16 protein-coding genes and 1 tRNA gene are annotated in these 14,144 nt (G+C 68.1%); 11 read left to right on the forward strand and 6 right to left on the reverse strand.

Annotated features, from left to right (window positions below; genetic code table 11):
- The first annotated feature begins 40 nt into the window (after positions 1 to 40).
- Genes AC1DTF_RS17095 through AC1DTF_RS17125 form a run of 7 tightly spaced genes read left to right on the forward strand, consistent with a single transcriptional unit; the run spans position 41 to position 7,054 of the window.
- Complete coding sequence (locus AC1DTF_RS17095; protein ID WP_477474922.1) at positions 41 to 1,198, forward strand: acyl-CoA dehydrogenase family protein; 1,158 nt, start codon at positions 41 to 43, stop codon at positions 1,196 to 1,198.
- Positions 1,195 to 2,115, forward strand: a complete 921-nt coding sequence (locus tag AC1DTF_RS17100; protein ID WP_477474923.1) for an acyl-CoA dehydrogenase family protein — start codon at positions 1,195 to 1,197, stop codon at positions 2,113 to 2,115. Before AC1DTF_RS17095 ends, AC1DTF_RS17100 begins: the two co-directional genes overlap by 4 nt.
- A complete protein-coding gene (locus AC1DTF_RS17105; protein ID WP_477474924.1) occupies positions 2,112 to 3,281 on the forward strand; it encodes an acyl-CoA dehydrogenase family protein in 1,170 nt (389 codons plus the stop codon). Before AC1DTF_RS17100 ends, AC1DTF_RS17105 begins: the two co-directional genes overlap by 4 nt.
- Positions 3,281 to 4,300: an acyl-CoA dehydrogenase family protein gene (locus tag AC1DTF_RS17110; RefSeq protein WP_477474925.1), complete on the forward strand. Its 1,020-nt coding sequence runs from the start codon at positions 3,281 to 3,283 to the stop codon at positions 4,298 to 4,300. Before AC1DTF_RS17105 ends, AC1DTF_RS17110 begins: the two co-directional genes overlap by 1 nt.
- 37 nt (positions 4,301 to 4,337) lie before the next feature.
- Positions 4,338 to 4,853 (forward strand): DUF4333 domain-containing protein, encoded by a 516-nt coding sequence (locus tag AC1DTF_RS17115; RefSeq protein WP_057167323.1) that lies wholly within the window; start codon positions 4,338 to 4,340, stop codon positions 4,851 to 4,853.
- Between the two features lie 55 nt (positions 4,854 to 4,908).
- Positions 4,909 to 6,357 carry a neutral zinc metallopeptidase gene (locus AC1DTF_RS17120; RefSeq protein ID WP_477474926.1) on the forward strand — a complete coding sequence of 483 codons (1,449 nt, stop codon included), beginning with the start codon at positions 4,909 to 4,911 and terminating at the stop codon, positions 6,355 to 6,357.
- Between the two features lie 37 nt (positions 6,358 to 6,394).
- Positions 6,395 to 7,054: a DUF4333 domain-containing protein gene (locus AC1DTF_RS17125; protein WP_477474927.1), complete on the forward strand. Its 660-nt coding sequence runs from the start codon at positions 6,395 to 6,397 to the stop codon at positions 7,052 to 7,054.
- A 1-nt stretch (position 7,055) separates the two neighbouring features.
- Here AC1DTF_RS17125 and AC1DTF_RS17130 read toward each other — a convergent pair whose 3' ends face one another.
- The gene (locus AC1DTF_RS17130) at positions 7,056 to 8,312 is read right to left on the reverse strand and encodes an ammonium transporter (RefSeq protein WP_082614138.1); all 1,257 of its coding nucleotides are present in this window, start codon (positions 8,310 to 8,312) and stop codon (positions 7,056 to 7,058) included.
- A 129-nt stretch (positions 8,313 to 8,441) separates the two neighbouring features.
- Here AC1DTF_RS17130 and AC1DTF_RS17135 point away from each other — a divergent pair, with 129 nt between their 5' ends.
- Positions 8,442 to 8,666, forward strand: a complete 225-nt coding sequence (locus AC1DTF_RS17135; protein ID WP_477474928.1) for a hypothetical protein — start codon at positions 8,442 to 8,444, stop codon at positions 8,664 to 8,666.
- A gap of 33 nt (positions 8,667 to 8,699) precedes the next feature.
- On the opposite strand, the gene AC1DTF_RS17140 is transcribed toward AC1DTF_RS17135, so the two are convergent.
- Positions 8,700 to 8,785 (reverse strand) — tRNA-Leu (locus AC1DTF_RS17140).
- Positions 8,786 to 8,870: 85 nt separating this feature from the next.
- On the opposite strand from AC1DTF_RS17140, the gene AC1DTF_RS17145 reads away from it, so the two are divergent.
- Genes AC1DTF_RS17145 through AC1DTF_RS17155 form a run of 3 tightly spaced genes read left to right on the forward strand, consistent with a single transcriptional unit; the run spans position 8,871 to position 10,363 of the window.
- Positions 8,871 to 9,596, forward strand: coding sequence for a hypothetical protein (locus AC1DTF_RS17145; RefSeq protein WP_477474929.1), 726 nt, complete (start codon positions 8,871 to 8,873; stop codon positions 9,594 to 9,596).
- A 24-nt stretch (positions 9,597 to 9,620) separates the two neighbouring features.
- A complete protein-coding gene (locus AC1DTF_RS17150; protein WP_477474930.1) occupies positions 9,621 to 10,004 on the forward strand; it encodes a hypothetical protein in 384 nt (127 codons plus the stop codon).
- Positions 10,001 to 10,363 carry a DUF3817 domain-containing protein gene (locus AC1DTF_RS17155; RefSeq protein WP_057167328.1) on the forward strand — a complete coding sequence of 121 codons (363 nt, stop codon included), beginning with the start codon at positions 10,001 to 10,003 and terminating at the stop codon, positions 10,361 to 10,363. The genes AC1DTF_RS17150 and AC1DTF_RS17155 overlap by 4 nt, the downstream gene beginning before the upstream one ends.
- Here the strand turns inward: AC1DTF_RS17155 and AC1DTF_RS17160 are convergent.
- From AC1DTF_RS17160 to AC1DTF_RS17175, 4 genes are all read right to left on the reverse strand, one after another.
- The gene (locus AC1DTF_RS17160) at positions 10,311 to 11,786 is read right to left on the reverse strand and encodes an MFS transporter (protein WP_477474931.1); all 1,476 of its coding nucleotides are present in this window, start codon (positions 11,784 to 11,786) and stop codon (positions 10,311 to 10,313) included. The genes AC1DTF_RS17155 and AC1DTF_RS17160 overlap by 53 nt on opposite strands.
- A gap of 126 nt (positions 11,787 to 11,912) precedes the next feature.
- Positions 11,913 to 12,512, reverse strand: a complete 600-nt coding sequence (rdgB, locus tag AC1DTF_RS17165) for an RdgB/HAM1 family non-canonical purine NTP pyrophosphatase (protein ID WP_477474932.1) — start codon at positions 12,510 to 12,512, stop codon at positions 11,913 to 11,915.
- A gap of 2 nt (positions 12,513 to 12,514) precedes the next feature.
- Complete coding sequence (gene rph / locus AC1DTF_RS17170; protein ID WP_477474933.1) at positions 12,515 to 13,297, reverse strand: ribonuclease PH; 783 nt, start codon at positions 13,295 to 13,297, stop codon at positions 12,515 to 12,517.
- A 19-nt stretch (positions 13,298 to 13,316) separates the two neighbouring features.
- Positions 13,317 to 14,084 (reverse strand): cyclic nucleotide-degrading phosphodiesterase, encoded by a 768-nt coding sequence (locus tag AC1DTF_RS17175; RefSeq protein WP_477474934.1) that lies wholly within the window; start codon positions 14,082 to 14,084, stop codon positions 13,317 to 13,319.
- Positions 14,085 to 14,144: the final 60 nt, after the last annotated feature.

Here is a 14,144-nt window from a genome sequence, read left to right on the forward strand (position 1 = left end):
TACTAGCAATCCTTATAAGGATTGCCCTACGATCGCGAACGTGGACTTCGAAATGGGGCCGGACGCCGCCGCGTTGCGCGGCGAGCTGCGCGACCTGGTGAAATCGCATATCGCCGAGGACTACCTGGGCGCGTTCACCCACAATCCCGACGATCTCGAGGTGGCCCAGGCCTTCTGCCGGCTGCTCGCCGAGCGCGGGCTGCTGTGCATGTCCTGGCCCACCGAGTTCGGCGGGAAGGCCTCCTCAGCCTGGGAGCAGACGGTGGTGCGCGAGGAGATGTGGGCTCACCACGAACCGCGCGGCGCGCAGTACATGGGGGTGAACTGGGTGGGGCCGATCATCATGCGGCACGGCACTCCCGAGCAGCAGGCCAGACACCTGCCGCCGATCGCGGCCGGTGAAGTGATCTGGTGCCAAGGGTTTTCCGAGCCGGAGGCGGGATCGGACCTGGCGTCGCTGCGGACCTCGGCGGTCCGCGACGGCGACGGCTGGGTGATCAACGGGCAGAAGATCTGGACGTCGTACGCGACGATGGCGCAGTGGTGCTTCCTGCTGGCCCGGACCTCCAAGATCGGAGAGGATCCGGCTCGTAAGAAACAGCACGGCTTGACGATCTTCCTGGTGCCCATGGCGGATCCGGCGATCACGGTGCGGCCCATCCAGACCATGATGGGCCCACACCACCTCAACGAGGTGTTCTTCGATGATCTGCGGGTGACCGACGCCGATGTGCTCGGCACCGTCGACGACGGCTGGACGGTGGTGCAGAGCGTGCTGGCGTTCGAGCGCGTCGGCATCGCCCGCTATGCCCGCTGTGAACGGCTGCTGCACCTGGCCCCGAAAGCCCTGGCCGAGCACTGGGCCGAGCTGCCCGAGGAGCTGCGCGGCCGGTGGGCGAGGATGCTCACGCATTGCCGACGCGCGCGGCTGATGGCCTACCGACTGGTGGCGCTGCAGGCCGAGGGACAGGTGCGCCCCACCGATTCGGCGGCCTACCGCATCGCGGTCACCAAACTCGACCAGGACAGCGCCGAGGTGCTCATGGAGATCATCGCCGCACTGCCCGAAGGGGTTTCGCAGATCTACACCTCCGAGGTCGAGGACCACTGGCGGTACTCGCAGCCCTCCACAGTGTCTTCGGGCAGCATCGAGATGCAGCGCATTCTGCTGGCCCGCACCCTGTTGGCGGCGTCGTGAACATCGACCTCAGCCCCGAAGCCCGCGAGTACGGAGACCAGGCGCTGCGCGCGTTCGAGTCCGCCGGCGGTGATGCGCTGCTGCAGCGCGCCGAAGCCGATCCCTCCCAACGGGAATCGCTCGTCGGGGCGACACTGAAGGGTCTGGGCGCCTGGGACCTGGAGCCACGCGGTGACACCGACTCCGCCGAAGCCGCGGCCGCGCTGTGCCGCAGTGCCGGGTACTGGGGTCTGCCCTACCCGTTGGCCGAGCGGCTGGCCCGCCCCGCCGATATCGAGGCCGACGGTCTGATCGTGGTTGCCGGGCCCGCGCCGGCCGCCGCCATCGCCGGTGTCGATGGCGCCTGGGCGACAGTCACGGTGGACGGTCACCGTGCCCGGGTGACGGGTACCTCCGGGGCCCGCACGGGTTTCGTCACCTCGCTGGAACTCGACGACCTCGACGATGCGGGCGCCGGGGATATCGCTCTGGCCCTGGTGCTGCCGTGCTGGACGTTGCTCGGCATGCTGGACCGGGCAATGGAACTCACCGTCGCGCACGTCAAACTGCGCCGGCAGTTCGGTCAGCCGCTGTCGGCATTCCAGAGTGTGCAGTTCCAGCTCACCGATGCCGAAGTGGAGCGCAGCGGCCTGGAGATGCTGGCCCGCTACGCGCTGTCCACCGTGACCGGCCCCGATGCACTCGCCGACGCGCTGGCCCTGCGGCTGGCCGCGCTGGAAGCCGCCGAGGTGGTGTTCCGGGTGACCCATCAGCTGCACGGCGCCGTCGGGTTCTGCGACGAGACCGTGTTGTCCTGGCTGTCGCGGTACAGCCAACCGCTGCGCCGGCTGCCGCTGGGACTGTCCGCGACCCGCGCACAACTGACCGAACTGTTGGGCACCCGTGGCCTGACCGGACTGTACAGCGACGCAACATGACCCAAGATCTCGACGAGTTCCGCGAGCGGGTCCGGCAGTGGTGTGCCGAACATGTGCCCGCCGATTGGCGCGCCGCCCAGACCGGGGTGAGTGATGACGAATACGTGCGGTTCCAGAAGGCCTGGTTCGCCGAACTGCACACCGCGGGTTTTGCGGTGCCACACTGGCCGGCCGAGTGGGGCGGCGGCATGACGGTGGCCGAACAGATCGTGCTGTACTCCGAACTCGCCGCACATGACGCACCCCGGCTGGTGCTGGCCTTCGTCGGCATCCACCACGCCGCGTCCACCCTATTGGCCGCGGGCACCGAGGAGCAGCGCCGCCGACACCTCCCGGCGATCCTCGATGGGGAGATCTGGGTGCAGGGCTTCTCCGAGCCCGAGGCCGGATCCGATCTCGCCGCCCTGCGCACCACGGCACGGCGCGACGGTGACGATTTCGTGGTCAACGGGCAGAAGGTGTGGGCCAGCGGCGGACTGCATGCGGACTGGTGTCTACTGCTCGCCCGCACTGATCCGGAGGCCAAGAAACGACACGGCATCTCGTACTTCCTGATGGACATGAAGTCCCCGGGCATCGAGGTCAGACCGATCAAACAGGCCACCGGCGAATCGCATTTCTGTGAAGTCTTCCTCAACGACGTCCGGGTCCCCGCCGCGAACCTGGTGGGCCCGGAGAACAAGGGGTGGCAGGTCGCCCAGGAGACCCTCGGCGCCGAACGCGGGATGACGATGCTCGAGCTGGCCGAGCGCCTCGGCAACGCCGGCTTGCGCTGGCTGATCATCGAATGTGAACGTGCGGGCCTGCTCACCGATGCACTGGTGGCAGACCGGCTGGCGCAGTTCGAGATCGAGATCACCGGGTTGCGCGGGCTGTGCCGCGATCTTGTCGAGGGCCGAAGCGACGGCCCGGCCGACGCCTCGGTGGTGAAGCTGTTCTACAGCGAGCTGCTGCAGCGGCTGACCGATTTCGGGGCCGAGATCAGCGGCCTGGCCGGGCACACCGTGCTGACCAAACCGATATCCAGCGGCTGGGAATCCGGGGCCTGGGTGCTCGACTTCATCGGATCCTGGGAGTGGACCATCCCGGGTGGTGCCAGCGAGATTCAGCGCACCATCATCGGTGAGCGCGGATTGGGCCTGCCCCGCGAACCGGCAGGAGCCTGATGACACGCGAATTCGCCGACCTGCATCCCGAGCTGCGTTCGGTGGCCAGAAATCTGCTGACCACCGGGCACCCGGACTGGACGCTCGTCACCCGGGCCGGCTGGCCGGGCCTGGAGATCGCGGAGACACTCGGCGGCGCCGAGGTGTCTTTTGCCGAAACTGCCGTCGTCGCAGAGGAACTCGGACGCGCCTCTGCGCGCAGCAGCCACCTCGGCGTCAGCCTCGGCATCGGGGCACTGCTCGCGCTGTCCCCCGACACCGCGCGCGATGACGCGTTGTCCGCGGCCGCCGAGGGCACCGAACTGCCCGTCGCCGTGCTGAGCACCGGTGACCGCCCCGGCGTCGGGTTCACCCTGGCCGCCGGCGGGCTCAGCGGCACCGCCGATTTCGTGCCGGACGCCGCCGAGGCGACCCGTCTGCTGGTTCCCGCCCAGGACTCCGAGGGCACGCCCGTGCTCGTGGAGATCGACCCGGCGGCCACCGGACTGGTGATCACGGTGCAACCGACGCTCGATGAGACCCGTCGGCTCGCCACCGTCACCGCCGACGGTGCGCAACCCACCCAGGTGTGGCCGTTCCCGGCGACCCAGTACCTGTTGGACCGCGGCACCGTCGCCATCGCCGCCGACAGCCTCGGTCTGGCCGAGGCCATGCTGGCCGCCACCGTCGACTATGTCGGTATCCGCCACCAGTTCGGCCGCCCCATCGGGTCCTTCCAGGCGGTGAAACACGCGTGCGCGGACATGCTGGTCCAGATCCGGGTGACCCGCCGCCTCGTCGAGGCTGCGGTCGACGCCGTGGCCGCGAACTCCGACGCCCAGACGGCGGTGTCCATGGCCAAGGCCTACGCGTCCGAGACCGCCGTCGCTGTCGCGGGCAAGGCCATGCAACTGCACGGCGGCATCGGCTACACCTGGGAAAGCGGCGTACACGTCTACCTGAAGCGGGCCACCCTGAACCGGGCGCTGTTCGGGTCACCGATCGCGCACCGGCGCGCACTGGCGGCGCGCTTCCGATAACGCTGCCGGCCCGTCGGACTTGTGCCATCGTGCTGCTATGCCTCGGTGGTCGACGGTCGCGCCGGCGCTGGTCGCCATGGTGATGCTCGGGTCGTGTTCGGTGCCGACCGACAAGAGCGTCAGCAGGGAACGCGTCCAGGATCAGATCGTCGAGGAAGTCACCGAGCAGTCCGGTGCGGCCCCGGATTCGGTCAGCTGCCCGGGCGATCTCGCGGCTTCGGTCGGGGCCACTCTGGAGTGCACGCTCGCCGATGACGGACAGCAGCGCCACGTCAGCGTGACGGTGGGCAGTGCCGAGGGCGACCAGGTCGACCTGCACATCGAGCAGACCATCGGCAGGGAGACCGTCGCCGAACAGATCGCCGAGCAGATCGGCAGACAAATCGGCCGGGCCCCGCAGTCGGTGACCTGCCCGGCCGATCTCGGCGGCAACGAGGGTGCCACGCTGCGCTGCGAACTCAGGGATGCGGGCAAGACCTACGGCGTGACGGTGACGACCGTCAACCGTGGCGAGGTGACCTTCGATATCAAGGTCGACGAGCAGCCGAGGTAGCCCCCAGACAGTTCTCGAACCCAGGTCCCGGCCCGCGCCTTGTTAGCCTGACGGCATGCACCGACGGGCCGGACGCCTCGCTGGATGGCTCAGTGTTGCACTCACCGCGGCCTTGTTGCTCACCGGATGCGGCACGACCATGCTCGACGGCCGCGCCGTGTCGATGCTCTACGACCCCTCCCGTGCCGGTGGATTGCCCGCCAGCGACGGCCCCAGTGGGCCCCGCCCCGACGCGCCCGCTCCCACCCGCACCGCGGAGAACAGCGATGGCGGCCCGGTGGATCAACTGGCGTTGCGGGCCATCGACGATCTGGAGCAGTTCTGGTCGGAGAACTGGAATGGGGCGCTGACCGGGACCTACAGCCCGGTGTCCGCGCTGGTCTCCTATGACGCGTCGGACCCGAACAGCCCGCAGGTCTGCGGCAATGACCTCTACGAACTGTCCAACGCGTTCTACTGCTACGACGGCGACGTGATGGCCTGGGATCGCGGCGAATTCGTCCCCGGCGCGGCGCAGTATTTCGGCGAGATGGGCGTGGTGGGCGTGATGGCCCACGAATTCGGCCATGCGGTGCAAGCCAAGGCACATCTGGTGGAGAAGTCCACCCCGGTGCTGGTCAAGGAACAGCAGGCCGACTGCTTCGCCGGGGTGTACCTGCACTGGGTCGCCGCCGGAAAGTCACCGCGCTTCGCGCTGAGCACCGGCGACGGCCTCAATCACGTTCTGGCCGGCGCGATCTACATCCGCGACCCGCTGATGACACAGGAGGAAGCCATCCTCACCGGGGATGCGCACGGATCGGCCCTCGACCGGATCAGCGCCTTCCAGATCGGGTTCAGCGGCAACGCCGATCAGTGCGCGGCCATCGACATGAATGAGATCATCGAACGCCAGGGCGACCTGCCGCAGTTCCTGTCCTACGACTCCTACGGTGACCCGACCGCCGGCGACAGCGTCATCGACGTCGATCTGCTGAACAACCTGATGACCACCCTCGGTGACATCTACTCCCCCTCCAGCCCCCCGGCGCTGAACATGGAGATGGCCAGTTGCCCGGACGCGGAATCGATTTCGCCCGCCGCGTACTGCCCGTCGACCAACACGATCAACGTCAATCTGCCCGCCCTGCAGGAGCTCGGCACGCCGAAATCCGAACAGCAAGGTGTGCTGCTGCAGGGTGACAACACCGCGCTGTCGATCATCACGTCGCGCTATGCGCTTGCCGTGCAACACGAACGCGGCATCCCGCTGGAATCGCCTGTGACGGCTCTGCGCACTGCCTGCCTCACCGGGGTGGCCCAGGGCCGGATGGCCGAGCCGGGAAGTCCGCTGACGCTGTCGGCCGGCGATACCGACGAGGCGATCTCCGGCCTGCTGACCAACGGCCTGGCCGCCAGCGATGTCAACGGTGTGACCGCCACCGCCGGTTTCACYAGAATCCTGGCCTACCGGGCCGGGTTGTCCGGTGATCCCGAGCAGTGCTACGAACRGTTCTCGGCATGAGCGACGCTTGCGGGTTCCGAGCCTGCGAGGGAACCGCATGACGCGCCCACCGGACCCCTCGCAGCAGCCGTGGTGGACACGCCCGGGTGGCGCGCCGGCACCGGGCGGGCCACCACGGCACGGAGCGCCACCGTCGCCGGGCCGGCCGCCCGGACCACCTCCGCGACAGTCCTATCCGCCTGCCCCGCAGCAATACCCGCCGCGCCAGCAGCCGTACCCGCCCTCCCCGGGATACCCGCCGCAGCCACAGCCGCAGCGCATGCCCCCGCCGCCGCAGCCACAGCGACCGGCACCGGTCGTCGACCCGAACCGCTACACCCTGCCCCCGGGCACCCCGACGCCGCACCGCGCGCCGGCCAAGCGGTCCGGGCCCGACAAGCGCACGTTGCTCATCGGCGCCGGCATGGCCGTCGCACTGGTGATCGCCGGGGTGGCAGTGTGGCAGTTCCTCTTTCGCGATACGACCGTCATCAACGTCGAGCAGGCCGAGGCAGGCGTCCGGGAGATCCTGACGGACCCGATCAACGGTTACGGCGCCAACAGCATCAGCGCGCTGCGGTGCAATGACGGCAAGGACCCGTCGGCGGCCAAGGGTGACAGCTTTACCTGCGCGGTGGAGATCGACGGCACCGTCCGCCACGTCTATGTCGAATTCCAGGACGACAAGGGCACGTTCGCGGTCGACGGACCCCGCTAGTTCACGCTCCGGGGCGCTTGTGCGGCGTCCCGTGCACACCCTCGGCGTAGGCGGTCTCCGCGTGCTGGGTGAAGTCGATGCCGGACAGTTCATCCTCGCGGGTGACGCGGAAGCCGACCGTCACCGCGATGAGTTTGGCAAGCGCGAAGGACACCGCGAACGCGAAGGCAGCGACGACGACGATCGCGAGCGTCTGCTTGCCCAGTTGGGTGATCCCGCCGCCGTAGAACAGTCCTTCCGGTCCGCCCGAGACCATCTCTGCGGCCAGCAGTCCGATCAGAAACGTGCCCACCACACCCCCGACGAAGTGCACCCCGACCACGTCGAGGGAGTCGTCGTAGCCGGCCTTGAATTTCCAGCCGATGGCAAACGAGCAGACCACGCCGGCGACGAGGCCGACCAGTATGGCACCGAGCGGTGTGACGAACCCGCATGACGGGGTGATCGCGACCAGACCGGCGACCACACCGGAGGCTGCACCGAAGGTGGTCGGATGGCCGTCGCGGAACCGTTCGACCGCCAGCCAGCCGAGCATGCCAAGGCATCCGGCAAGCAGGGTGTTGAGGAAGATCACGGCGGCCTTGCCATCGACGGCGAAGGCCGATCCGGCGTTGAATCCGAACCAGCCGAACCACAGCAGGCCGACACCGAGCAGCACGAACGGAAGGTTGTGCGGACGCATCGCCTCGGACTTGAAGCCGATGCGCGGGCCGAGCACCAGGGCAAGCGCCAGCGCCGATGCCCCCGAAACGATTTCGACAACCAGTCCGCCCGCATAATCGAGCGCACCGAACGTCGAAAGCCAGCCGCCCGGTCCCCACACCCAGTGCGCCACCGGCGAATACACCAGCAGAGTCCATGCCGCCACGAACAACACCCAGGACGAGAACTTGGCGCGGTCGGCGATGGCCCCACTCACCAGGGCCGCGGTCAGGATCGCGAACGCCAGCTGAAAGGTGACGAACAGGAGTTCGGGCACATTGGAGCGCACCGCGTCCAGGTCGATACCGGACAGCCCGATGTGCTGCAGCCCGCCGATCAGTCCGCCACCGGCATCCTGGCCGAAGGCCAGGCTGTAGCCGGCCACCACCCACGTCACCGTGACGACCGGGATGGAGATGAAGCTCATCATGATCATGTTGAGTACGCCGGTCGAGCGCACCATGCCGCCGTAGAAGATGGCCAGACCGGGTGTCATCAACAGGACCATTGCGGTGCTGACAAGCAGCCAGGCCGTGGCGGCCGGATCGATCTGCACGGGGACTCCTTCGTCTGAGCAAAACGCCCGGACGACTATGACACAGCCGTGCTGAGCGGCCGACGGTTTCCCGTCGGCATGGAGCAACTGGTGGCGTTCGCCGGCCTCGATGCGGGGTACTAGGGCTTCATGGCTGACAACTCATGGATGGTCCAGATCGGCGTGCTCGACGATCCACAGAACACGGGTGTACCGCCGGTGCCGACCGACGTCTTCCAGGGCGACGAAGTGGGTGCGCGGGCGGAATACGCCGAGCGCTCCGCCGAGGCCCGCGAATCGGATTACCGCTACGTGATGTTGCGGCATCTCGGTGATGTCGTCGAGTGCTGGGGAACTCCGCCGGCCGCGGGCTGACAGCGGCAAGGCTGGACTCGGAAAGTCACTACATGGTGCGGGCGGAGGGATTCGAACCCTCACGCTCTTCCGAGCACCGGCACCTAAAGCCGGCATGTCTGCCGTTCCATCACGCCCGCAAGCGGGTTCAGACTACCGTCTCGCTGCGCGTATCTGGTTGTCGGTAGCCCGAATTAACGTCGAGCGCAGGCAACGGGAGGCCCTATGCGCTCGATCGAAGATTTCACCACTGTGCGCTCGCTCATCGATGCCGGATTGAACGACTGTGCGATCGCACGACTAACGGGGATACCCCGGCGGACCGTCTGCGATTGGCGGCACAACCCCCTTTCAATCGCACCTCGCGACAGCTGCAGCAGCCACGACTACAGCATGCTGCCGTCGGACGCGTACAGCTACCTCCTGGGCATGTACCTCGGCGACGGATACATCAGCCGCTGCCGTTCCGTGTGGCGGCTCCGCGTAACACTCGACAAGAAGTATCCGGGGATCATCGAGAGCTGCTGTGACGCCATTGACAAAATCATGCTCGGCCAACATGCGACGGTATTCCCCCGCAAGACCGGTTGCGTCGACGTGTCGCTCTTCTCCAAACACTGGCCGTGTCTGTTTCCCCAACACGGAGCAGGCCCGAAGCACCGCCGCCCGATCGTCCTGGAACCCTGGCAACAGGCCCACGTCGACGCCGCCACCGAGCACTTCGTCCGCGGCCTCATCCACAGCGACGGCTGCCGGGTGGTGGCCAACGACCGCGGGGTCGCCAGCGTCCGATACCACTTCACCAACCACTCCACGGAGATCCGCGAGCTGTTCTGCGCGGCCCTCGACTCTCTGCGCATCCCGTGGACCCAGAACAGCCGCTACATGATCGCGGTGTATCGAAAAGCCGCGACCGCGCGCCTCGACGAGTTCATCGGCCCCAAGGTATGAATCGGCGGACGGTAAAGTCGACCCATGTCCACTACACGACGTAGGAGACCGGCGCTCATCGCGCTGGCCGCCGTCGGCGCCGGCGGCTGCCTGCTGCTGGCGTGGTGGCAGTGGACCCGCTACGAGTCCAACTCGGGCACGTTCCTGAATCTCGGGTACGCCTTGCAGTGGCCGATGTTCGCCGCGTTCTGCGTCTACGCGTACTTCAAGTTCGTACGCCTCGAGGAAGCCCCACCGAGCTACGAGCCGACCGATGCCGAGCGCGCCACCGAGATCCCGGCCGGCCTCCTCCCGGAACGCCCCAAGGCCGCGGCGCCGGCCGACGACGATCCGACGCTGCGGGAGTACAACGCCTACCTCGCCGATCTCGCACAATCCGAAAACCCTGACGACAGGACCAGCACATGAGCACGCCCGAGACCCCGGCCGAAACCAGCAGCCAGGAACCCTTGGTTCCGCTGTCCTCCATCCAGAAGGCCCTGGCGAGCTACCGGGTCCTGGCCTGGGCGACCGGCCTCTGGCTGATCGCGCTCTGCTACGAGATGGTGCGCAAGTACGGGTTCCAGGACGACTCACTGAGCTGGATCGCCGTGGTGCACGGCTGGGTGTACTTCGCCTACCTGATCGCCACCGCGAACCTGGCGGTGAAGGTCCGCTGGCCGCTCGGTCGCGCGATCGGCACCCTGATCTCCGGAACCGTTCCTCTGCTGGGGCTCATCGTGGAGCACTTCCAGACGCAAGACGTGAAGAAGCGCTTCGGTCTGTGACCTCGGCCTGCTGACGCGCCACCGGGATCAACAGCGTCAGCACCGCGGACAGTGCGGACACCGCCGCCGCGACGATCAGCGCGACCCGGAACCCGTCCAGGGTGGGCACCTCGTGTCCTCCGGCGGTCATCGTCATCGCCGCCAGGATGGCGCCGAGCACGGCACTGGAGATCGAGGTGCCCAGCGACCGCGCGAGCGCGTTGAGACCGTTGGCGGCCGCGGTCTCCGACATCGGCACCGCGGCGTTGATGAGCGCCGGCATGGACGCATAGGCGAAACCCACCCCGATGCTGATGAGCACGTTGAGCGCGAGCACCTGCGGACCGCTGCCGAGCAGCCACAGCCCGGACAGGTAGGACGCGGCGATGATGACGCAGCCGACAAACAACGTGAAACGGGGTCCGCGGGCCCCGGCCACCCGGGCCGCGATCGGCGCCATCACCATCATCGCCAGCCCGCCGGGCGCCATCCACAGCCCCGCCTCCAGCATGGTCATGCCGAGCCCGTAACCGGTGTCGGTGGGTAATTCGAGCACCTGCGGCGCGATCAACGTCAGTGCGAACATCGCGAATCCGACACCGACCGAGGCGATGTTGGTGAGCAGGACCGGCGGCCGAACCGAGGTGCGCAGGTCCACGATCGGTGAGTCGAAGCGCAGCTGCCACACCACGAAGACGGCGAACACCGCCAGCGATGCCGCGAACATCCCGACGGTGATGCCCGAGGTCCAGCCCCAGTCCCGGCCCTTGGTGATACCGAGCAACAACGTCACCAGCCCACCGGCGAGCAGGAGTGCACCCAAAGGATCGAGCCGGTCACTCGAGGAGGCCGGCACCGCGGGCACCAGCACGACGAAGAGCACCAGCAGCACGACGCCGAGCGCCGCGGCGAACCAGAACAGGGCATGCCAGCTGAACTGCTGAGCGATCGCGGCCGAGAGCGGCAACCCGAGCGCGCCGCCCACTCCGAGCGAGGAACTCATCAGGCCCATCGCACTGCCCACCCGCTCGGCGGGCACCGAGGCCCGCAGCACGCTGATGCCCAGCGGGATGATCGGGATACCCAGCCCCTGCAGGCCACGGCCGATGACGAACGGGACGAGCGAGGTGCTCAGTGCGGACACCAGTGATCCGGCGACCAGCACCGCGGCGCAGACGATCATGATCGGTTTCGGGCCGTAGAGATCGCCGAGGCGCCCGAAGACCGGTGTGGCGACGGCGGCCGTCAGCAGCGTGGCGGTGATGGCCCAGGACGCGTTGGACGGGCTGGCGTGCAACAGCTTCGGCAGCTCCGGGATGAGCGGGATGATCAGGGTCTGCATCAGCGAGACGCTGATACCGGCAGCGCACAGCACGGCGACGAGGACGCCGGGATGGGCCGATAACGGCCGTCGCTGCTCGGTGGAGACCACGGCCGCGAGCATTACACGTTAGTTGCGCTATGCAAAATTCTGGCGGTCCCCACACTGTGGCGAAACTCGCGTACCGGTTGCTTGCGCGCGCGGATTTACGACGGGTACGCGAGTTTCACCCGAAAAGTTGTCGAGCGGCTACACCAGCGTGCGCAGTGCCGGCACCAGCAGCGCCAGCGCGCGGCCGCGATGCGAGGCCGCGTCCTTCTCGGCCGGGGTCAGTTCGGCCGCCGACCGCGCCGATCCGTCCGGGACGAAGATCGGGTCGTAACCGAACCCGCCGTCGCCCCGCGGTTCCCGCGCGATCGCGCCGGACCACTCGCCACGGACCACCGTCTCCCCCGCACCGGAGACCACCGCACACGCCGAGACGAAAGCCGCCCCGCGCCGCTCGTCGGGCACATCGCGCAGCTGACCCAGCAGCAGTTCCAGGTTCGCCACGTCATCGCCGTGGGCACCCGACCACCGCGCCGACAGCACGCCGGGCATGCCGTTCAGCGCATCGACGGCCAGTCCCGAGTCATCGGCCACCGCCGGGATCCCGGTGGCGGCGTAGGCGTCGCGCGCCTTGGCCAACGCGTTCTCCTCGAAGGTCGCGCCGGTCTCGGGAGCCTCCTCGAACGGGGGCACATCGGTCAGCGACAGCAGCGTCAGCCCGGAGAGTCCGGCCGCGTCGAGCACCCGGCGCAGCTCGGCCAACTTCTTGGCGTTACGTGAGGCAACCAGCAGCCGGGACATCCCTAGCTTCCGAAGGCCTTCTTGGCCGGCCCGCTGGGCTCCGGCAGCACACCCGGGTACGGCAGCTCCAACGCGGCGCGCTGGATGGTGAACAGTTCCTCGCAGGAGGCCATCGCCAGGTCCAGCATCTTGTCCAGCGTCGAACGCGGGAACGTGGCGCCCTCGCCGGTGCCCTGGATCTCGACCAGGGTGCCGGTGTCGGTGGCGACGACGTTCATGTCCACCTCGGCACGGGAGTCCTCGGTGTAGGGCAGGTCCACCCGTACCCGCCCGTCGACCACGCCGACCGACACCGCGGCGATCGCACAGGACAGCGGGCGCGGGTCGGACAGCCGGCCCGCCGCGGCCAGGTAGGTCACCGCGTCGGAGAGCGCCACATAGGCGCCGGTGATCGCGGCGGTACGGGTGCCGCCGTCGGCCTGCAGGACGTCGCAGTCGATGGCGATGGTGTTCTCCCCCAGCGCGCCGAGGTCGATGCAGGCGCGCRGGGAGCGGCCGACCAGCCGGCTGATCTCCTGGGTGCGCCCACCGACCTTGCCCTTGACGGACTCGCGGCCGGAGCGCTCGTGGGTGGCCGCAGGCAGCATGGCGTACTCGGCGGTCAGCCAGCCCTGCCCGGAGCCCTTCCGCCAGCGCGGCACTCCCTCGGTCACCGATGCGGTGCACATGACCCGGGTCTGACCGAACTCCACCAACACCGAACCGGCGGGATGAGCGGTGAAACCGCGGGTGATGACCACTGGCCTCAGCTCGTCGTCAAGCCTGCCGTCTTCTCGTCTGGACACGAGGCAACACTAACCGGCCTCAGTGACGCGTCACATCGAAGGTCTCGCCGCACACCACCGCATGCACCGGACCGTCGAACTCGGCCTTGGCCTCGCTGATCACATCCTCACGCGATGTCCACGGCGGAATGTGGGTGAGCAGCAGTTCGCCCACCCCGGCGCGGGCGGCGATCTGACCCGCCTCGGTACCGGAGAGGTGCAGGTTCGGTGGGCGCTCCGGCGAGTGTGTCCACGACGCCTCGCACAGGAACACGTCGACACCGCGCGCCAATTCGACTACGGCATCACAGATCCCGGTGTCCCCGCTGTAGGCGAACGTGACGCCGTCACGGTCGGTGAAGCGCATGCCGTAGGACTCGGTGGGATGGCACACCAGCCGCGGCTCGACCGTCAGCGCGCCCAGCTTCACGGCCCGGCCGTCTACCCAGGACTGCACCTCGAAGATGTCGGAGATGTCGTCGACCTCGCCGCCCTCGGGTGAGGACGCCGCACCGAGGCGCTCCCAGGTGTGCGTGGGGCCGAACAACAATGCGCGCCCCTCGGGCGGATTGGGGTGGTACCGGCGCCAGACGAACAGCCCGGGCATGTCCAGGCAGTGGTCGGCATGCAGGTGCGAGAGCAGCACGTTCACCGCGCCGGGATCAGCGTGACGCTGCAGCGCGYCAAGCACGCCGCCACCGAAGTCGAGCACCATCGGCGCCGTGTCGGGTTCGGTCAGCAGATATCCGGACGCGGGCGAATCAGGGCCGACAACACTGCCGGAACAACCCAGTACGGTGACTCGCACATCTCTAGCTTGCCATGCCCTACAGCATCGGGGCGAAGGCATCACCGCATTGGGCGACAA

The organism is Mycobacterium sp. P4_H6, assembly GCF_056400845.1.